Consider the following 18,925-nt stretch of genomic DNA (forward strand, 5'->3'; position numbering starts at 1 on the left):
CTTTTCCGAGTATCCGCATGCCGCACACCGCGCAGTCCACTGTCATCGCCGGGCCCTGGACGCCCCGGACCCATGCGCCGGCACCCCGCACGCCGGAGCGTCGCCGGGCTGCGCCGCCGGCCGATCCCGCCCGCATGTGCGAAGGCCTTGCGCCGGCCCAGCTCGTCACCCTGGAAGCGCTGCAGATCTTCGGCTGGCGGCTGGCGTTCGTGCGCCGCCCGCTGTTCCAGGCGCCGATCCCGGTGCTGTTCGACCAGGAGGGCACGCGCCACGTGGTGATCCTCGAGGACGGCACGCTGGACGAACACGCCACGCTGAAGCTGCGGAACTGACCGCTCCGGGGGCGCTGGGCCGCGCTGGGTGATCGCGCGGCGCAGACTTCGCGCTCCCTAGACTGCGGGGCGTCGCCACCCGGAGTACGCCCATGGCCCGTGACCCCGCACAGCCCGCCGCCTTTCTCGGCCACGGCAGTCCGATGAACGCGATCGAGCGCAACCGCTTCACCGATGCCTGGCGTGCGTTCGCCGCCTCGGTGCCGCGGCCGCGGGCGATCCTGGTGGTGTCGGCGCACTGGTACATCAACGCCACCGCGGTCACCGCAATGCCGCGGCCGCGCACCATCCACGACTTCTTCGGGTTTCCAAAGCCGCTGTTCGAGGTGCAGTACCCGGCGCCCGGGCTGCCGGAGCTGGCCGAGGAAGTGTCCGAGGTGGCGAAGCCGGATTACGTCGGCGCCGACCACGATGGCTGGGGGCTGGACCACGGCACCTGGTCGGTGCTGGTGCATGCATTTCCGGATGCCGACATCCCCGTGGTGCAGCTGTCGATCAATGCGCAGAAGCCGCCGGAATTGCATGTGGCGATGGGCGCGAAGCTCGCCGCGTTGCGCGAGCGCGGGGTGTTGCTGGTGGGCAGCGGCAACGTGGTGCACAACCTGCGCGCGATGGACTGGAAGCAGCCCGACGCGGCGTTCGACTGGAACACGCGCTTCGACACCGACGCCCGTCAGCTGCTGGCCGAACGCCCGGGCGACGCCGCGGCGCTGATGGAGCATCGCGATTACGAAATCTCCGCGCCGACGCCGGAGCACTTCCTGCCGGTGCTGTACCTGGCCGGCTTCGCCGCCGCCACCGGCGTGGGCGCAGGCGTACTGGTGGAAGGGCCGGCCTACGGCTCGCTGTCGATGACCAGCTACACCGCCGGCCCGGATTGCCCGCCGCCGACACCCGACGGGCCCGGTGCCGCGGCGGTGAGCACAAGTCTGCCGCCGGAGGACAGCAATATCTGAGGCGACGGGCGCGCGGTCAGCGGGCGACGGTGCCGTCGCCCGTGGCCACGTCGGCCGACGCGGGCGGCGCAGCTTCGACCGGCCGGCGTCGGCCGAAGGCCATGTGGTCGAACACGCCATCGCGCCGTACCCACGCGTGGTGCAGCGCGGCGCCGGCATGCACCAGCACCAGCGCCAGCAGGCTGTAGGCCAACCATGCGTGCAGCTCGCGCAGCAGGCCGTAGCGGGCGAGGTCGGCCCCCGTGAGCGCGGGCAGCACGAATCCGCCCACGCGCACCGGCAGGCCGGCGGCGCCGTGCATCGCCCAGCCGGTGAGCGGCAGCGCCAGCATCAGCGCGTACAGCGCCCAGTGGCTGGCGCGTGCCAGTGCGCGCTGCAGCACGGGAATGCTACGGGGCAGCGGCGGCGCCCGGAAGCGCAGGCGGTTGGCCAGGCGCAGCAGCACCAGCACCAGTGCCAGCACGCCGAACGCCCTGTGCAGCTGGATGGCCGGCGTGGTCCACGGCTGCCAGCGGTCCACCATCGCCACGCCCAGGCTCAGCTGCGACAGCAGCAGCGCCGCCATCGCCCAGTGCAGCAGGCGTGCGGACAACGGGTAGCGGCTCATGGCGCGCCCTCCAGCAGGGTTTCGCGTGCACGCCGGCGCAGGCTTTCGGCGTAGGCGGCGCGGCGTGCGTGGAGGACGGGATCGGCGGACGGCTCGATGCCTTCCGGCAGCACCAGCGGGTCGAAATTGAGGCCGTTGCAGTCGCCGCCCTGCTGCGCGCGCGCATAAGTGAGTTTGACGGTGCCGGCATCGACGGTGCGGCGCGTGTCCGGCCACGGCCGGGAGCCGTCGTCGACCGGGTCGCCGGGTTCGGCCAGCTGCAGGCGCAGGGTCCAGCGCACCGGACCGTCGGCGAGGCGCTGCTGGAACTCCTGGCTGAGCGCGTCATCGGTATGCGGGCCGTCGCCCAGCGGTGCGAACGGGGCCTCCGGCACCATCGCCCAGCGCACTGGCTGGCGCTGGCCATCGGCATCGACCAGCACGAAGGCGTTGGCGCTGTGGTAGCGCGTGTTCGCCCAGCTGTCGCTGGCCCGGTAGCCGGCCTGCCAGGCGCGGAAGGCGGCGCTCTCCGGATGCGCCTCGAAGAACGCCGCGATCCGCGCCGGGTCCGGCTTGCCGGTGGCGGGGTCGGACGCCATCGCGCGCAGCTGCTCGTGGAAGGCCTCGGGCGTGCCGACCGCCAGCATCGGCGGCGTGTTCATCGCCATCCGCCATTGCTGGCCGTCGGCCTGGGTGATGGCCAGCGCCATGCTGCGCACGCCGGCAGTGGCCTCGGGGGCGGCCGGGTTGCCGCCGCCGACCGACAGCCGTCCCAGCACCGGGGACTCGCCTTCGAAGAGTGGTGCCGACGACAGCGCCGCGGCGTCGCCGGAGCCGATGAAGCGGCCCGATACGCACAGCCCGCGCGCATGTGCGCGGCGGAAGCCGGCGTGCAGCGCCTCGCCGCCGCCCTGCATGGTGTCGATGATCGAGCTGGCGCGATGCTCGGCGCCGGTGCCGAACGCGCCGCGCAGGATGGCGATGCCGATGGCCACCGCGGCCAACAGCAGCACGATCAGCATGGTGCGTACCACGCGCGTGCGCGGCGGGAGCGGGGCGGGCGGGTGATCGGTACTTGGGTCCACGGGGTGCCTGCGAGGGTATGTGGCGTGTGGCGGGGCCTGGCACGCGGGTCGTGGCGGCAGGCGTACAAGTGATGGAACGCCGGGTCGGTCGTGCCTGGGCCGGTGGGCCGGCTGGGGACACGCCGCTATCATGGCGCGTCCACCCTTCCGCACGCGTGACTGCCATGGCCAAGGCGAATCCCCTCCAGGAACAGCTGCTCAAGGCCGGCCTGGTCAAGAAATCCAAGGTGGCCGAGGTGGCGCGCGAGCAGGCGAAGGCGCGCCACGGCAAATCGGGCACGGCCCCAAGCGAGATCGAGCTGGAAGCGCAGCGCGTGCGTGCCGAAAAGGCCGAGCGCGACCGTGCCATCGAAGCCGAACGCAAGGCCGCCGCGCGCGTCACGGAACTGCGTGCGCAGGCGCGGCAGATCATCCGCGACAAGAAGGTGCCGCGCACCGGCGAGAGCGAGTACCGCTTCACCGCCGACGGCGCGATCCGCACGCTGCTGGTCAACGAAGACCTGCGCCGCAAGCTGGCATCGGGCGCGCTGGTGATCGCCAATGGCGGCGACGGTTACGAGCTGCTGCCGCGCCCCGCCGCGGACAAGGTGCGCGAGCGCGATGCGTCGCTGATCGTGCTCGACCACGGGCAGGAGGCGGACGTGGATGTCGCCGTGCCGACATCCGAGGACGATGCGTACTACGCGCAGTTCCAGGTGCCGGACGATCTGGTGTGGTGAGGGGCGTGCGCGCCCTGCGCCGTCGGTAAAACCCAACGTCCCTGGATGACCAGCCATTCGGCTGTTGAGAGCCCCGCCTTCGCGGGGATGACGGCTGAAGAGCTTCGGTCCGTCCTTCGGAGCAGAGCCTGTCTTTGAGGTGACGCGTGGTCGCCGGCCGAGGTCTTCATCGTGCAGCCGCTCGGCAACTTTGGCTCGTCATCCCCGCGAAGGCGGGGATCCAGGGACTTTTCGGTGCGCTTACTCCACGGCCGCACCTGACGTAGCGCTGCACCCCACTTCGCGCTCTTTTGACGCCTCCCACGCGACCCTGCCACGCACCTGTTGGAGGTGCGATTGATGGTCGAGCAACCGGACGCGCAGTGTCTGTTCCCGTACCGCGAAGGCGCGGCCTGACATGGCGCGTCTTCGCCATACCGACTGGCCCGATCGTCTGTGGATCGTCCGCCACGGCCAGAGTGCCGGCAACGTGGCGCGCGATGCGGCGGAGCTGGCGAACACGCACCTGATCGATATCGATACCCGCGACGCGGATACGCCGCTGTCGGCCCTTGGCCAGCGCCAGGCGCAGGCGCTGGGCGAGTGGTTTGCCGACCTGCCGCACAACCGGCGTCCCAACGTGCTGCTGACCTCGCCATTCGTGCGCGCGCAACAGACCGTGCATGCGGTGGCCGATGCGCTGGGCATCGACCGCGACGAGATCGGCGTGGACGAACGCCTGCGCGAGAAGGAGTTCGGCATCCTCGATCGCTACACCGTGGCCGGCATCCGCGCGACGTTCCCGGAGCTCGCCGAGCAGCGTGCGCTGGTGGGCAAGTTCTACTTCCGCCCACCCGGCGGCGAGAGCTGGTGCGACGTGATCCTGCGCCTGCGCAGCGTGCTGGAGGTGCTGCGCCGCGACCACGTGGGCGACCGGGTGCTGATCGTCGGCCACCAGGTGATCGTCAACTGCTTCCGTTACCTGCTCGAGTGCATGGACGAGAAGCAGATCCTCGACACCGACCGCCAGGCCGACGTGCCCAACTGTTCGGTGACCGAATACGCCATCGATCGCGACACCCCGGATGCGCGCTTCGAACTGAGGGTCGCCAACTTCGCGTTGCCGCTGGAAGAAGCCGGCGCGCCGGTGACGGTCGAGGCGGACGTGCCGGTCGGGCCGCGATGAACGCGGCCAGGCGCACCGGCGGGGGCAGGGCGAGCGCCGCGCGCAGGATCACGCCGGCGCTGCTGAAGGCATGGCCCTTGCCCGACCCCAGCGGCGGCACCAGCAAGGAAGACCGCGGCCGGGTGATGGTCATCGGTGGCAGCCGGCAGATTCCCGGCGCGGTCTTGCTGACGGGCATCGCGGCGCTGCGCGCAGGCGCGGGCAAGCTGCAGGTGGCGACGGTTGCCGATGCGGCGATGTCGCTGGTGATGTCGTTGCCGGAGGCACGGGTGATCGGGCTGCCGGCCACCCGCACCGGTGCGATCCGCGACCTCGACAGCGATGCCACGCGTTCGGTGGGCACCGCGCATGCGGCGGTAGTCGGTCCCGGCATGGACCGCAGCACGGCGACGCAACGCGTCGCCCGGACGGTCATCGCCAACGCGCAGAGCACCGTCGTGCTCGATGCCGGCGCGCTCGACGCCATGGCGCTCGCTGCGTTCCGGCGCCGTCGCAGTGCGGGCGTGGCGATGGTGCTGACGCCGCACGCCGGCGAGATGGCCGCCCTGCTCGATACCGACGAGGACACCGTGATGGCCAATGGCGAAACGATCGCCCGCGAGTTCGCGCAGGCCTGGAACGTGGTGCTGGCGCTCAAGGGGCCGACCACGTGGATCGCCGCGCCCGATGGCCGCATGTGGGTCAACACCGCCGGCAGCGTGGGGCTGGGTACGTCGGGCTCGGGCGATGTGCTGGCTGGCGTGATCGCGGGGCTGGCCGCGCGTGGCGCGACTCCGGAGCAGGCGGCGGTCTGGGGCGTGTCCCTGCATGCGCGCGCCGGTGCGCGACTGTCGCGACGCCATGGCCAGGTTGGCTTCCTCGCCCGCGAGATCAGCGGCGAGATCCCGGCGCTGATGCACGGCCTCTGACGCACACGCCACACGCACCCGGAAGCCCCGCATGCACCTCGTCCAGCTGTTCCTGCCGCTCTATGACAACGCCGACCAGGCATTCCCGAAGGCGCTGTTCGATGGCGTGCGCGCCGAGCTGACGGAGCGCTTCGGTGGCGTCACCGCCTTCGTGCGCGCGCCCGCGGTCGGTGCATGGGAAGACGACAGCGGCACCGTGCAGCGCGACGACGTGGTGCTGATGGAAGTGATGGCCGACCACATCGACCACGGCTGGTGGGCCGCATATCGCGAGGATCTGCAGCAGCGCTTCCGCCAGGACGAGGTGCTGGTGCGCGCGATCCGCGTCGAGCGGCTGTAGCCGGCGGCACGCATCGGCTTCACCGATGGCGGCGTAGCGTGGCGCACTCCCCCCACGAGGACACCACGATGAAAGAGCACGAACTCGAAGACCGCGAGCGCCGGCCCGACGTCACCCCGAAAGCGCCGGAGCGTGGCCCGTCAACGGAAACCGGAATGCCGGTGGACAAGGGCGGCCTTGATCGCGAGGTCGGTGACATCGACGACGAGGAAGCCGGTGAGGACGGCGCATTGCCCGGGCGTGTGGGCGGTGGGCTGGCTGGAGGTTGATCGGTCGGGCTGCGCGTGCCCTCACCCGCCCCTGACGGGGCACCCTCTCCCGCAGGCGGGAGAGGGGTAAAGCGATCTGCGACCGTTCGCCCTCTGCCGGGGGGGCAGAGGTGCAGCAGTCTGCGACGTTTCAACATTTCTCCGGCAGACGGGAAATGGGCAAGAGCGGGCTGCGACCTTTCACTCTTTACCGGAGGCGGAAGAGGTGCAGCAGTCTGCGACGGTCCCGATCCCTTCTCGCTTGCGGGAGGGTTTAGCGGTCTGCCACGCGTTAACCCCTCTCCCGTTTACGGGAGAGGGTGCCCCGAAGGGGCGGGTGACGGAGCGCGGCGTGTCTTGCCGGAAACGCGTTTCAGCCGCCCGCGGCGCGCCTTACCGCATCCGGCAGTGGCGTCGGTCGGCCACTAGCGCGGTCGATCCACACCATCACCACGTGGCCGTCCGCGTACAGCGGCGTGCCGTCCTCGCCGACGATGCGGTGCGAGAGCGTCACGCTGCTCGTACCCAGACGCTCGCAACCGAGTTCCACCACCACGTTGGCGGGATACGGGATCGGCACCCGGTAGTTCATCTGCACCGCCGCCAGCAGCGGCGCCGTGGTGTCGGTCACCCAGTCCTCGCCCAGCGAATCGAACCAGCGGATCCGCGCCTCCTCGAGGTACGTCATGAAGTTCGAGTTGTTGACGTGGTTGAACGCGTCGAGATCACGCCAGCGCAGGGCGATCGGCATGCGGAACAGCGGGTCGGGGGTGTCGCTCATCGGTTCGTTCTGTCCTTGTTGGATGCTCAGCCGGCGCTCTTGCGCGCGGCCTTCTTCGCCGCCTTCTTCTTCGGGGGCAATCCGGCAAGCCGGGCATCCGGCCTGAGCCGGGCGACCGGCGCGTCGTCGTCCACCGTTCCGGTGCCCTGCGCGGCGGCAGCAACGCTGTCGACGTCCAGCATCCGTGCCAGGAACTGGCCGGTGTATGAGCCCGGCACCGCGGCCACCTGTTCCGGCGTGCCCTCGGCGATGATCCGGCCGCCGCGATGGCCGCCTTCCGGGCCGAGGTCGATCACCCAGTCGGCGGTCTTGATGACATCGAGGTTGTGCTCGATGACCACCACCGTGTTGCCGTCGTCGCGCAGCTTGTGCAGCACCGCGAGCAGGTGCTCGATGTCGTGGAAGTGCAGGCCGGTGGTCGGCTCGTCGAGGATGTAGAGCGTTCGCCCGGTATCGCGGCGCGACAGTTCCTTCGAGAGCTTCACGCGCTGCGCCTCGCCACCGGACAGCGTGGTCGCCGGCTGGCCGAGCTTGATGTAACCGAGGCCGACGTCGACCAGCGTCTCCAGCTTGCGCGCGATGGCGGGCACCGGCTGGAACAGTTCCAGTGCGTCCTCGACAGTGAGTTCCAGCACGTCGTGGATGCTGTGGCCCTTGTAGAGGATCTCAAGCGTCTCGCGGTTGTAGCGCTTGGCGCCGCAGACATCGCAGGGCACGTAGACGTCGGGCAGGAAGTGCATCTCCACCTTGATCAGGCCATCGCCCTGGCAGGCCTCGCAGCGGCCGCCACGCACGTTGAAGCTGAAACGCCCTGGCGAATAGCCGCGCGCACGCGACTCCGGCACCTGTGCGAACAGCTCGCGCAACGGGGTGAACAGCCCGGTGTAGGTGGCCGGGTTCGAACGCGGGGTGCGGCCGATCGGCGACTGGTCGATATCGACCACCTTGTCGAACAGGTCCAGGCCCTTGATCTCGCGATGCGGCGCCGGCGAATGCGAGGCGCCGTTGATTTCGTTGGCGGCGAGTGCGTACAGGGTGTCGTTGATCAGCGTCGACTTGCCGGAACCCGACACGCCGGTGATCGCGGTGAACAGGCCCGAAGGAATCCTCAGGTCGACGCCCTGCAGGTTGTTGCCGGTCGCGCCTTCGAGCTTCAGCACCATCTTCGGGTTGGCGCGGTGGCGCTTCTTCGGGATCTCGATCTTCTTCCTGCCGGACAGGTACTGGCCGGTCAGCGAGCGCGGTGCCTCGAGGATCTGCTCGTAGCTGCCCTCGGCCACGACCTCGCCACCGTGCACGCCGGCGCCGGGGCCGATGTCGACGATGTGGTCGGCCAGGCGGATCGCATCCTCGTCGTGCTCGACCACGATCACCGTGTTGCCGAGGTCGCGCAGGCGGGTCAGGGTTTCCAGCAGGCGCTCGTTGTCGCGCTGGTGCAGGCCGATCGATGGCTCGTCGAGCACGTACATCACGCCGACCAGGCCGGCGCCGATCTGCGAGGCCAGGCGGATGCGCTGTGCTTCGCCACCGGAGAGGCTGTCCGCCTTGCGTTCGAGGGTGAGGTAGTCGAGGCCCACGTCGACCAGGAAGCTCAGCCGCTCGCGGATCTCCTTGACGATCTTGCCGGCGATCTCGCCGCGCCAGCCGGGCAGGGCGAGTTCACCGAAGAACTTCAGCGCATCGCCGATCGGCAGCACCACCAGGTCCGGGAGGGGGCGGTCGGCCACGAACACGTTGCGTGCGGCCGCGTTGAGGCGCGCGCCGCTGCACTCGGTGCAGGGGCGTTCGCTGATGTACTTGGCCAGCTCCTCGCGCACCGCCGAGGATTCGGTCTCGCGGTAGCGGCGCTCGAGGTTGGGCACGATGCCTTCGAAACGGTGCCGGCGCTGGCTGCGCTTGCCGCCCTCGGTGTAGTAGGTGAAGCCGATGGTCTCGTTGCCGCTGCCGGACAGCACCGCGTCACGGGTCTTCTGGTCGAGCTCCTGCCACGGCGCGTCGACGTCGAAGCCGTAGTGCTTGGCCAACGACGCGATCAGCTGGAAGTAGTAATGGTTGCGGCGGTCCCAACCGCGTACCGCACCGGCGGCCAGCGACAGCTCCGGGTGCACCACCACGCGTGCGGGATCGAAGAACTGGCTGACGCCCAGGCCGTCGCAGGTCGGGCAGGCGCCCATCGGCGCGTTGAACGAGAACAGCCGCGGTTCGAGTTCGGGCAGTGCGTAGTCGCACACCGGGCAGCTGTAGCGCGACGAGAACAGCATCGGTTCGGCGTCGGGCGCATCCAGCGAACGCACCGCGGCCATGCCGTCGCCGAGCTTGAGCGCGGTCTCGAAGGATTCGGCGAGGCGCTGCTTGATGTCCTCGCGCACCTTGAAGCGGTCGATCACCGCTTCGATGGTGTGCTTGACGCGCAGCGCCAGCGGCGGCACGGCGTCGATCTCGTACACCTCGCCATCGACGCGCACGCGCACATAGCCCTGCGCACGCAGCTGCTCGAATACCTGTGCGTGTTCGCCCTTGCGCTCGCGGATCACTGGCGCCAGCAGCATCCAGCGCTGTTCGCTGCCTTCGTCGCCCGCGCCGAGGGCCAGCACCTGGTCGACCATCTGGCTGACGGTCTGCGCTTCCAGCGGATAGCCGTGCGCCGGGCAGCGCGGGATGCCCACCCGCGCATAAAGCAGGCGCAGGTAGTCGTAGACCTCGGTGATGGTGCCGACGGTCGAGCGTGGGTTGTGCGAGGTCGACTTCTGCTCGATCGAGATCGCCGGCGACAGCCCCTCGATCGTGTCGATGTCGGGCTTTTCCATCACGCTCAGGAACTGCCGCGCGTAGGCCGACAGCGACTCGACGTAGCGGCGCTGGCCTTCGGCGTAGATGGTGTCGAACGCCAGCGATGACTTGCCGGAACCGGACAGGCCGGTGATCACGATCAGCTTGTCGCGCGGCAGGTCGAGATCGATGTTCTTGAGGTTGTGGGTACGGGCACCGCGGATGCGGATGTAGTCCATCGCCATCGGGTCGGGAATCCGGGAATCGTCCAGGCTGGCCGGGCCTGGGGTGGGGGAGTGCAGCCGGGCCGCAGGCAATCGGGCAGCCTACCGCCCCCCCGAAATGGGGGCAAACCGCGGGAATCCCAGTGTCTCCGGGTGCCTGCGACGCAGCTGACCGCCAGCCGTCCGCCTCCGCCGCGGCACGTTCCCGCGACTTGACCGTAACTTGCTGAAAGCCCTAGAATTCCGCTTCTGTCCGGCCTCGATGCCGGCAGCGACCACAATAACTACCAAAGGAAGCATTGGTCATGTACGCAGTTATCGTCACCGGCGGTAAGCAATACCGCGTGATGGCGGGCGAGACGCTCCGCGTCGAAAAGCTCGAGATCGAAGCCGGCAACGAGGTCACGTTCGACAACGTCCTCATGCTCGGCGACGGCGAAGGCGTGACGCTCGGCGACGCACTCAAGGGTGCCACCGTCGCCGCCACCGTCAAGGCCCACGGCCGTGCGGACAAGATCCGCATCATCAAGTTCCGCCGCCGCAAGCACCACATGAAGCGCATGGGGCATCGGCAGCACTACACCGAAATCGAGATCACCGGCATCAACGCCGGCGACAAGAAGTAAGGAGAAGCAGTCATGGCACACAAGAAGGGCGTAGGTTCCTCGCGCAACGGCCGCGACTCCAATCCGAAGTACCTCGGCGTGAAGATGTTCGGCGGCCAGGCCATCGAGGCCGGCAACATCATCGTCCGTCAGCGCGGCACCCAGTTCCATCCGGGTGCTGGCGTCGGCCTCGGCCGCGACCACACGCTGTTCGCGCTGGTCGACGGCACGGTCGAGTTCGCGGTGAAGGGTCCGAAGAAGCGTCGTACCGTCAGCGTCGTCGAAGTGGCCTGACCACTCGCGACACTGCCGCATCGAAGGCCCCGCTACGGCGGGGCTTTTCGTTGGGCGACCGCAGCGGGTGATTGGTGATTCGTGATTGGTGATTCGACAAAGCCTCTGCGTCATCTTTCGCTTTTCGCCGCATGCGGCAGCCCCCGGTAGACTGGTCGGCCACGGTGCCGCTCTTCCAATCACCAATCACGAATCACGAATTCCCATGAAACTCGTCGACGAAGTAGAAATCACTGTCACTGCCGGCAATGGCGGCAATGGCTGCATCGGATTCCGGCGCGAGAAGTTCATCCCCCTGGGTGGGCCGGACGGTGGCGACGGCGGCAATGGCGGCAGCGTCTGGCTCGAAGCCGACGAGAACCTCAATACGCTGGTCGACTTCCGCCACGAGACGCGCTTCCGTGCGCAGCGCGGCGAGAACGGCATGGGCCGGCAGATGTACGGCAAGGGTGGCGAGGACCTCACCATCACTGTGCCGGTGGGCACCGTGGTGACCAACGTCGCCACCGACGAGGTCATCGGTGACCTCACCGCGCATGGTCAGCGCCTGCTGGTGGCACGCGGCGGGCAGGGCGGCCTCGGCAACATGCATTTCAAGAGCTCGGTCAACCGCTCGCCGCGCAAGGCCACGCCGGGCGAGGACGGCGAGGAACGACTGCTGCGCATGGAGCTGAAGCTGCTGGCCGACGTCGGCCTGCTGGGCTTCCCCAACGCCGGCAAGAGCACGCTGATCCGCGCGGTGTCGGCGGCGACGCCGAAGGTGGCGGACTATCCATTCACCACGCTGTACCCGAATCTCGGCGTGGTCAGCACCGAGCCGCACCGCAGCTTCGTGGTGGCGGACATCCCGGGGCTGATCGAAGGCGCGGCCGACGGTGCCGGCCTGGGCGCGCTGTTCCTGCGCCATATCCAGCGCACCCGCCTGCTGCTGCATCTCGTCGAGATCCAGCCGCTGGACGGTGGCGACCCGGTCGACCAGGTGCGCGCGATCGAGCGCGAGCTGGAGAAGTTCGATGCCGGGCTGCTCGACAAGCCGCGCTGGCTGCTGGTCAACAAGGCCGACCTGCTGCCGGCCGACGAGGCGCGGGCGGAAGCCGAGCGGATCGTCGCGACGCTGGACTGGCAGGGACCGTGGTTCCTGGTCTCCGGCCTCGCCCATGAGGGCACGCGCGACGTGATGCGCCGGGTGCAGGCCGAACTCGACGAGCAGGCGCGCCAGGCCGCCGAAGCGGCGGACGCGGAAGGGTTGTAAGACTCGCTGCGCGCGTTTTACGGTCCGGATACGGCTGCGGCGTCATCCGGCTACGGTGCAGGCAGAGTCACTGCGCGGCGGTAGCTGGTCACCCTTCTCCCGCGTGCGGTAGACAGATTCGGCAGGATCGCTGGTCTGGACGGCGAAGCCGCCCGAAGGGTGAGCGCCTTGGATGGCACTTCTGGAAAATGGCTCCCTTCTCCCGCCTGCGGGAGAAGGTGCCCCGAAGGGGCGGATGAGGGAGCTCTTCGAATTGCTGCGCTTCCTTGCCCTCACCCCATACCCTCTCCCGTGAACAGGAGAGGGGCAATCGTGCCGGGCGGGAGTCGCTTGGAAGAACGGCTCCCTTCTCCCGCCTGCGGGAGAAGGTGCCCCGAAGGGGCGGATGAGGGAGCTCTCGCGCGGTGCGCTCCTTGCCCTCACCCCAACCCCTCTCCCGCAGGCGGGAGAGGGGCGATCGTGCCGGACGGAAGCCGCTTCGTTGTGCGGCAGCGGCAGCTCGCTGGTGCAGCTTCGGTAGGCGCGGTTCTTTGGGGCAACAAAAAACCCGGCCGGAGCCGGGTTTTTCAGCACACCTTCAAGCGACGCCTCAGGCGGCCTTGAGCGCCTTGATGCGGGCGGTCAGGCGGCTCTTGTGACGGGCGGCCTTGTTCTTGTGGATCAGGCCACGTGCGCTGAACCGGTCGAGGATCGGCTGCGCTGCATTGAAAGCCTCCTGCGCGCCGGCGGCGTCGTTGGCCTCGAGGGCCTTGAGGACCTTCTTGACATAGGTACGCAGCATCGAGCGCTGGCTGTTGTTGCGCTGGTTGCGCACGATGGTCTGCTTGGCGCGCTTCTTTGCGGACTTGATGTTGGCCACGGTGGAATCCTGGAAATCGGGGAGACGGAAACTGGGGTGTCGGCGCCCGGGTATCCGGGAGTCTTGACAAACGAGCCGGAAATTATGGGGGAAGCAGCGCCCGGGGTCAACAATGCGGCATCATTGGCGGTGATCCGCTGGAACCCTGTTCAGCCACAATGACCATCCCATTCTGCTTGGCCGCCCGATGAGCGCGCCCGATCCGTCCGCGGCGGCGCCATCGCCGGGAGAACCGTCCAGGGGCCGTCGCGGCGGCCTGCTGCGCTCGACCGCGGTGTTCAGCGCCATGACCCTGCTGTCGCGTATCGCCGGCTTCGCCCGCGACATGCTGCAGGCCACGCTGTTCGGCACCGGCGGCGCGATGAGCGCCTTCATTGTCGCCTACCGGGTGCCGAACTTCCTGCGGCGCGTGTTCGCCGAAGGCTCGATGGCGATGGCCTTCGTGCCGGTGCTCAACGAGATACGCGAACGCGACGACCGTGCGGCGCTGAAGTCCTTCATCGACCACATGGCCGGCGCGCTGTGCGCGGTGGTGCTGGTGGTCTGCGCCATCGGCATGCTCGCGGCCCCACTGATCGCCCGGCTGTTCGCCCCGGGCTGGGCGGACCAGCCGGAATTGCTCCAACAGACCGCTCAGATGTTGCGGATCACGTTTCCGTACCTGCTGTTCATTTCGATGATGTCGCTGGCGGCATCGATCCTCAACAGCACCGGCCGGTTCGGGCTGCCCGCGTTTACCCCGGTGCTGCACAACCTGACGATGATCGCCGCGATGCTGTGGCTGGCGCCGCGTTTCGAGGTGCCGCCAGTGGGCCTGGCCTGGGGTGTGCTGGCGGCGGGGGTGCTGCAGCTCGCGCTGCTGTGGCCATCGCTGGGCCGGCTCGGGCTGCGGCCGCGACTGCGGCCCGGTTTCGGCCATCCCGAGGTGCGCAAGGTCGGCCGGCTGATGCTGCCGACGCTGTTCTCCTCGTCCGTGGCGCAGGTGAACCTGATCGTCGGCACCGCGTTCGCCTCGGTGCTCGCCGCCGGCAGCGTCGACTGGCTGTACTACTCCGATCGCCTGATCGAATTCCCGCTCGGGCTGTTCGGCGTCGCCCTGGGCACGGTGATCCTGCCGCACCTGTCGCGCCGGCATGCCGCCGAGGACGCGTCCGGCTACAACGGCGCGCTCGACTGGGGCCTGCGGATGGCGCTGCTGGCGGGCGTGCCGGCAGGCCTGGGGCTGCTGCTGCTGGCCGAGCCGATCACCGCCACGGTCTACAACTACGGCCAGTTCAGCGCGTTCGATACGCGCATGGCGGCGGTGAGCCTCAGCGCCATGAGCCTGGGCGTGCCGGCCTTCATGCTGACCAAGGTGCTGGCACCGGCGTTCTACGCCCGCCAGGACACGAAGACGCCGATGCGCGCCGCGATCTGGACGGTGGTCGCCAACATCGTGCTGACCGCGGCGATCACCACACCGTTGTGGCTTGGCCGGGTGGACGGGGCCCACGGCGGTATTGCGCTGGCGACGGCGCTCGCCGGCGGTCTCAACGCGCTGCTGCTGTGGCGCTCGCTGCGACGTTCCGGGCTGTACCGGCCGGAGCCGGGCTGGGGTGGATTCCTGCTACGGCTGGTGGCCGCGTGCGTGGCAATGGCTGTCGGTGCTGGTGCTGCGGCATGGCATCGGTGCGTGGACCGCGATCGACGGTGCCGTTGCGCGCGTCGGATGGCTGGTACTGACGATCGGTGCCGGTGCAGGCTGCTACGGGCTGGTGCTGGTGATGCTTGGGCTGCGGCCGCGGCATCTGAGGCATTGAGTCGCAGGGCTCGGGTCGCGCGAACAGGAGTCGTGCTACGGCGGCTCGCGTGACGCGGGCGCCCGTAGCGGTTCGGGGGGTGGGCAGGCAGGCCGTATACTGCCGGGCTTCTATGAGCAGGCTATTCCGCGACGTTGGCGGCGGTCCGGTATGTCCGGGCGGCAGCGTGGTCTGCATCGGTGCGTTCGACGGCCTGCACCTGGGTCATCGCGCGCTGGTGCGGCAGGCGGTCGCGCGTGCCTGCGATTTCGACGTCGAACCGGTCGCGCTGAGCTTCGAGCCGTTGCCGCGCGAGTTCTTCGGCAACGCGGCGCCACCGCCACGGCTGATGCTGCCGCGGGCCAAGGTGGAAGGGCTGCGCGCGCTGGGCGTGTCGACCGTCGGCCTGCTGCGCTTCGACACCGCGATGGCCTCCATGGACGCGACGGACTTCGTGCGCGAGGTGCTGGTCGACCGCCTTGCGGTACGCGAGGTATGGGTCGGGCCGGGTTTCCGCTTCGGCCACCGCCGCGGCGGCGACCTCGCGCTGCTGCAGCGCATGGGTGCCGGGCTCGGCTTCGGCGCAGCGGAGATCGCGCCGCTCCTGCATGACGGCGAGCGCGTCTCCAGCACGGCGATCCGGCAGGCACTGGTCGAGGGCGACTTCCAGCATGCCGCGCGTCTGCTCGGTCGGCCGTACGCGATCGCCGGCCGCGTGGTACGTGGACGCCAGCTCGGCCGCACGCTCGGCTACCCCACCGCAAACCTGCGCTTCGGCGGCAAGGTGCCGGCACTGCGCGGCATCTATGCCACCCGCGTGCACGGCATCGGCAACGCACCGTGGCCGTCGGTGTCGAGCTTCGGCACCCGGCCGACCGTGGATGGCGTCGAGCCGCTGCTGGAAGCCCACCTGTTCGATTTCGATGGCGACCTCTACGGACGCCGCATCGAGGTCGAGTTCGTTGCGCGCCTGCGCGACGAAGAGAAATTCCCCGATCTCGACAGCCTGGTCGCGCAGATGGACCTCGACGCCGCGCAGGCACGCGCGGCGCTGGCGGCCACCGACGATCATCCCCACCTGCAGCCACACCATAGGGTCACCGCGTGAGCGACGACGCCAACCGCTACAAAGCCACCATCCACCTGCCCGCGACGGAGTTCCCGATGCGCGGCGACCTGCCGAAGCGCGAGCCGCAGACGCTCGCGCGCTGGGAGGCGGAGGGGCTGTACCAGCGCATCCGCGATGCCGCGCGCGGCCGCCCGCAGTGGGTGCTGCACGATGGCCCGCCGTATGCCAATGGCGTGATCCATATCGGCCATGCGGTGAACAAGGTGCTCAAGGACATGGTGGTGAAGTCGAAGCTGCTGGCCGGCTTCGACGCGCCCTACGTGCCGGGTTGGGACTGCCATGGCCTGCCGATCGAGCACGCGGTGGAGAAGACCCACGGCAAGGTCGGCGAGAAGCTCGATGCCGCCGCGTTCCGCGCCAAGTGCCGCGAATACGCCGCCAGCCAGGTCGAATTGCAGCGCGCCGGTTTCAAGCGCCTCGGTGTCACCGGTGACTGGGACAACCCGTATCTCACGATGGATTTCCGCTACGAGGCGGACATGCTGCGTGCGCTGGCGAAGATCGTCGAGCGCGGCCATGTGACCCGCGGCTTCAAGCCGGTGCACTGGTGCTTCGATTGCCAGTCCGCGCTGGCCGAGGCCGAGATCGAGTACCAGGACAAGCAGTCGCCGGCGATCGACGTGGCCTACGCTGCGATCGACGCCTCCGCGCTGGCGGGCCGCTTCGGTGCGGTGCTGGAGGAGGGCGTGTCGGTCGCAGTGCCGATCTGGACCACCACGCCGTGGACGTTGCCGGCATCGCTGGCGGTGTCGGTCGGCGCCGACATCGACTACGTGCTGGTCGAAGGTCCGCCTGTCGAAGGCCCGCTGCGCGATGGCTCGCGGCAGTGGCTGGTGGTGGCCGAAGCGCTGGCGGCGAAGGTGCTGGCGCGCTACGGCGTGGATGAAGTGACGGTGCACGGACGCGAGCGCGGCGCCGCACTCGAAGGCCTGCGCCTGCGCCATCCGTTCTACGACGACCGCGAGATCCCGTTGCTGCTCGGTGAGCACGTGTCCGACGAGGACGGCACCGGTGCGGTGCATACGGCACCCGGCCATGGCCAGGAGGACTTCGTCGTCTCCCAGCGCTACGGCCTGGTCGAAAGCACCCCCGCGAACGTGTTGAACCCGGTCGACGGCCGCGGCGTGTACCTGCCGACGACGGCGCCGATGGGCGGGGTCGTGCTGGCGGGCGTGCATCTGTGGAAGGCCAACGCACTGATCGTCGAGGCGCTGCGCGAGCGCGGCGCGCTGCTGGCGCATGCCACGCTCAACCACAGCTATCCGCACTGCTGGCGCCACAAGACGCCGGTGGTGTTCCGCGCCACGCCGCAGTGGTTCATCTCGATGGAGCAGGCGCAGTTGCGTGCTGATGCGCTCCGGGCCGTCGAGGACGTGCAGTGGGTGCCGGAGTGGGGCCAGGCCCGCATCGCCGGGATGGTCGAGGGCCGCCCGGACTGGACGATCTCGCGCCAGCGCTACTGGGGCGTGCCGATCGCACTGTTCGTCGATCGCGAAACCTTGCAGCCGCACCCGCGCTCGGCCGAGCTGATGCGCGAGGTCGCCGCGCGCGTGGAGCGCGATGGCGTCGACGCCTGGTATGCGCTGGATGCCGCCGAACTGCTGGGCGGCGATGCCGCGCGCTACGACAAGGTCACCGACATCCTCGATGTCTGGTTCGATTCCGGCGTCAGCCACGAATGCGTGCTTGCGCAGCGCCCGCAGGATGGGCTGCGCAAGCCGGCGGACCTGTACCTGGAAGGTTCCGACCAGCATCGCGGCTGGTTCCAGTCCTCGCTGCTGTCGGGGGTGGCGATGGATGGCGTTGCGCCGTACCGCCAGGTGCTCACCCACGGTTTCACCGTCGATGCCGACGGCCGCAAGATGTCGAAGTCGCTGGGCAACGTGGTCGCGCCGCAGCAGGTGGTCGATGCGATGGGCGCCGACGTGCTGCGGCTGTGGATCGCCGCGGCCGACTACCGCAACGAGATGTCGGTCTCCGACGAGATCCTCAAGCGCAGTGCCGACGCCTACCGCCGCATCCGCAATACCGCGCGCTTCCTGCTCGGCAACCTGCACGGCTTCGATCCGGCCGCGCACCTGCGCCCGCTCGAGGACATGGTCGCGCTCGACCGCTGGATCGTGCACCGCGCGTTCCAGCTGCAGGAGCGCATCGTCGCCGCCTACGAGCGCTACGATTTCCCTGAAGTGGTGCAGGCGTTGTCGAACTTCTGCAGCGTGGACCTCGGGTCGCTCTACCTCGACGTCACCAAGGACCGGCTGTACACGATGCCCGAGGATTCGCGCGGCCGGCGCAGCGCGCAGAGCGCGATGTACCGCATCGTGGAAGGCTTCGTGCGCTGGATCGCGCCGATCCTGGCGTTCACCGCGGATGAGCTGTGGCGGCATCTGCCCGCCAACACGCCTGAAGGCGTACGCGCCGAACACGTGCTGTTCGCCACCTGGTACGAGGGCCTGGCGCCGTTGCCGGCGGATGCGCCGTTGTCGGAAGACGACTTCGAGCGGTTGCTTGCGCTGCGCGAGCAGGTCGCCAAGGTGCTGGAGCCGATGCGCGCCAGTGGGGCGATCGGTGCCGCGCTGGAAGCGGAGATCGAACTGCGCGCAGGTGTGGCCGACCACAACCGCGTTGCGCCGCTGATCGACGAGCTGCGCTTCTTCCTGATCAGTGGCGACGTCAGCGTGGTGGATGCCGACGAGGCGGGGGATGCGCTGCGCATCGTAGCCACACCGACCACCAGGGCGAAATGCGTGCGTTGCTGGCAGCACCGTGCCGACGTCGGCGCCGTTGCCGCACATCCGCAGATCTGCGGCCGTTGCGTGACCAATATCGAAGGCGAAGGCGAGGACCGGCGCTGGTTCTGACGCCCTGCCGCTCGCCGCGATCGCTCCGCAGCCC

The 18,925-nt window shown here is 69.2% G+C and carries 18 protein-coding genes; 13 read left to right on the forward strand and 5 right to left on the reverse strand.

Annotated features, from left to right (window positions below):
- The first annotated feature begins 17 nt into the window (after positions 1–17).
- Together E5843_RS14350 and ygiD are read left to right on the forward strand one after the other, a co-directional pair.
- Positions 18–332 carry a hypothetical protein gene (locus tag E5843_RS14350; protein WP_244240836.1) on the forward strand — a complete coding sequence of 105 codons (315 nt, stop codon included), beginning with the start codon at positions 18–20 and terminating at the stop codon, positions 330–332.
- Positions 333–424: 92 nt separating this feature from the next.
- Complete coding sequence (ygiD, locus tag E5843_RS04915; RefSeq protein ID WP_136412005.1) at positions 425–1,288, forward strand: 4,5-DOPA-extradiol-dioxygenase; 864 nt, start codon at positions 425–427, stop codon at positions 1,286–1,288.
- Positions 1,289–1,304: 16 nt separating this feature from the next.
- Here the strand turns inward: ygiD and E5843_RS04920 are convergent, their stop codons facing one another.
- Both E5843_RS04920 and E5843_RS04925 read right to left on the reverse strand, forming a co-directional pair.
- The gene (locus E5843_RS04920; protein WP_136412006.1) at positions 1,305–1,895 is read right to left on the reverse strand and encodes a cytochrome b; all 591 of its coding nucleotides are present in this window, start codon (positions 1,893–1,895) and stop codon (positions 1,305–1,307) included.
- On the reverse strand, positions 1,892–2,896 hold the full coding sequence (locus E5843_RS04925) for a catalase family peroxidase (RefSeq protein ID WP_141065728.1): 1,005 nt from the start codon (positions 2,894–2,896) through the stop codon (positions 1,892–1,894). The genes E5843_RS04920 and E5843_RS04925 overlap by 4 nt, the downstream gene beginning before the upstream one ends.
- 227 nt (positions 2,897–3,123) lie before the next feature.
- Between E5843_RS04925 and E5843_RS04930 the strand changes: the two genes are divergently transcribed.
- From E5843_RS04930 to E5843_RS04950, 5 genes are all read left to right on the forward strand, one after another.
- Positions 3,124–3,678: a DUF2058 domain-containing protein gene (locus E5843_RS04930; RefSeq protein ID WP_136412007.1), complete on the forward strand. Its 555-nt coding sequence runs from the start codon at positions 3,124–3,126 to the stop codon at positions 3,676–3,678.
- A 397-nt stretch (positions 3,679–4,075) separates the two neighbouring features.
- Positions 4,076–4,843, forward strand: coding sequence for a histidine phosphatase family protein (locus E5843_RS04935; protein ID WP_136412008.1), 768 nt, complete (start codon positions 4,076–4,078; stop codon positions 4,841–4,843).
- A gap of 77 nt (positions 4,844–4,920) precedes the next feature.
- Positions 4,921–5,751: an NAD(P)H-hydrate dehydratase gene (locus tag E5843_RS04940; protein WP_425480728.1), complete on the forward strand. Its 831-nt coding sequence runs from the start codon at positions 4,921–4,923 to the stop codon at positions 5,749–5,751.
- 31 nt (positions 5,752–5,782) lie between these two features.
- The gene (locus tag E5843_RS04945) at positions 5,783–6,091 is read left to right on the forward strand and encodes a hypothetical protein (RefSeq protein ID WP_136412010.1); all 309 of its coding nucleotides are present in this window, start codon (positions 5,783–5,785) and stop codon (positions 6,089–6,091) included.
- A gap of 68 nt (positions 6,092–6,159) precedes the next feature.
- Positions 6,160–6,360: a hypothetical protein gene (locus E5843_RS04950; RefSeq protein ID WP_134672970.1), complete on the forward strand. Its 201-nt coding sequence runs from the start codon at positions 6,160–6,162 to the stop codon at positions 6,358–6,360.
- Between the two features lie 352 nt (positions 6,361–6,712).
- Here the strand turns inward: E5843_RS04950 and E5843_RS04955 are convergent, their stop codons facing one another.
- A complete protein-coding gene (locus E5843_RS04955; RefSeq protein ID WP_134672971.1) occupies positions 6,713–7,120 on the reverse strand; it encodes an acyl-CoA thioesterase in 408 nt (135 codons plus the stop codon).
- 26 nt (positions 7,121–7,146) lie between these two features.
- Positions 7,147–10,134, reverse strand: coding sequence for an excinuclease ABC subunit UvrA (uvrA, locus tag E5843_RS04960; RefSeq protein ID WP_141065729.1), 2,988 nt, complete (start codon positions 10,132–10,134; stop codon positions 7,147–7,149).
- A 284-nt stretch (positions 10,135–10,418) separates the two neighbouring features.
- Between uvrA and rplU the strand changes: the two genes are divergently transcribed.
- The 3 genes from rplU to cgtA all read left to right on the forward strand — a co-directional run bounded on the left by rplU (position 10,419) and on the right by cgtA (position 12,264).
- Positions 10,419–10,739 (forward strand): 50S ribosomal protein L21, encoded by a 321-nt coding sequence (gene rplU, locus E5843_RS04965; RefSeq protein WP_134672973.1) that lies wholly within the window; start codon positions 10,419–10,421, stop codon positions 10,737–10,739.
- A gap of 12 nt (positions 10,740–10,751) precedes the next feature.
- Entirely contained in the window at positions 10,752–11,012 is a 261-nt protein-coding gene (gene rpmA / locus E5843_RS04970) for a 50S ribosomal protein L27 (protein ID WP_134672974.1), read from the forward strand.
- Positions 11,013–11,217: 205 nt separating this feature from the next.
- On the forward strand, positions 11,218–12,264 hold the full coding sequence (cgtA, locus tag E5843_RS04975; RefSeq protein WP_136412011.1) for an Obg family GTPase CgtA: 1,047 nt from the start codon (positions 11,218–11,220) through the stop codon (positions 12,262–12,264).
- 589 nt (positions 12,265–12,853) lie between these two features.
- Here the strand turns inward: cgtA and rpsT are convergent.
- Positions 12,854–13,123, reverse strand: a complete 270-nt coding sequence (gene rpsT / locus E5843_RS04980; protein ID WP_134672976.1) for a 30S ribosomal protein S20 — start codon at positions 13,121–13,123, stop codon at positions 12,854–12,856.
- Positions 13,124–13,310: 187 nt separating this feature from the next.
- Here rpsT and murJ point away from each other — a divergent pair, with 187 nt between their 5' ends.
- The 3 genes from murJ to ileS are packed head-to-tail and all read left to right on the forward strand — an operon-like array spanning position 13,311 to position 18,891.
- Positions 13,311–14,975 (forward strand): murein biosynthesis integral membrane protein MurJ, encoded by a 1,665-nt coding sequence (gene murJ, locus E5843_RS04985; RefSeq protein ID WP_244240837.1) that lies wholly within the window; start codon positions 13,311–13,313, stop codon positions 14,973–14,975.
- Positions 14,976–15,034: 59 nt separating this feature from the next.
- On the forward strand, positions 15,035–16,009 hold the full coding sequence (locus tag E5843_RS04990) for a bifunctional riboflavin kinase/FAD synthetase (protein ID WP_141065730.1): 975 nt from the start codon (positions 15,035–15,037) through the stop codon (positions 16,007–16,009).
- 56 nt (positions 16,010–16,065) lie between these two features.
- Positions 16,066–18,891 (forward strand): isoleucine--tRNA ligase, encoded by a 2,826-nt coding sequence (gene ileS / locus E5843_RS04995; protein ID WP_244240865.1) that lies wholly within the window; start codon positions 16,066–16,068, stop codon positions 18,889–18,891.
- Positions 18,892–18,925 lie beyond the last annotated feature (34 nt).

Origin of the sequence: Luteimonas yindakuii, assembly GCF_004803715.2 — a bacterium.
In the GTDB taxonomy this organism is placed as follows: Bacteria; Pseudomonadota; Gammaproteobacteria; order Xanthomonadales; family Xanthomonadaceae; genus Luteimonas; species Luteimonas yindakuii.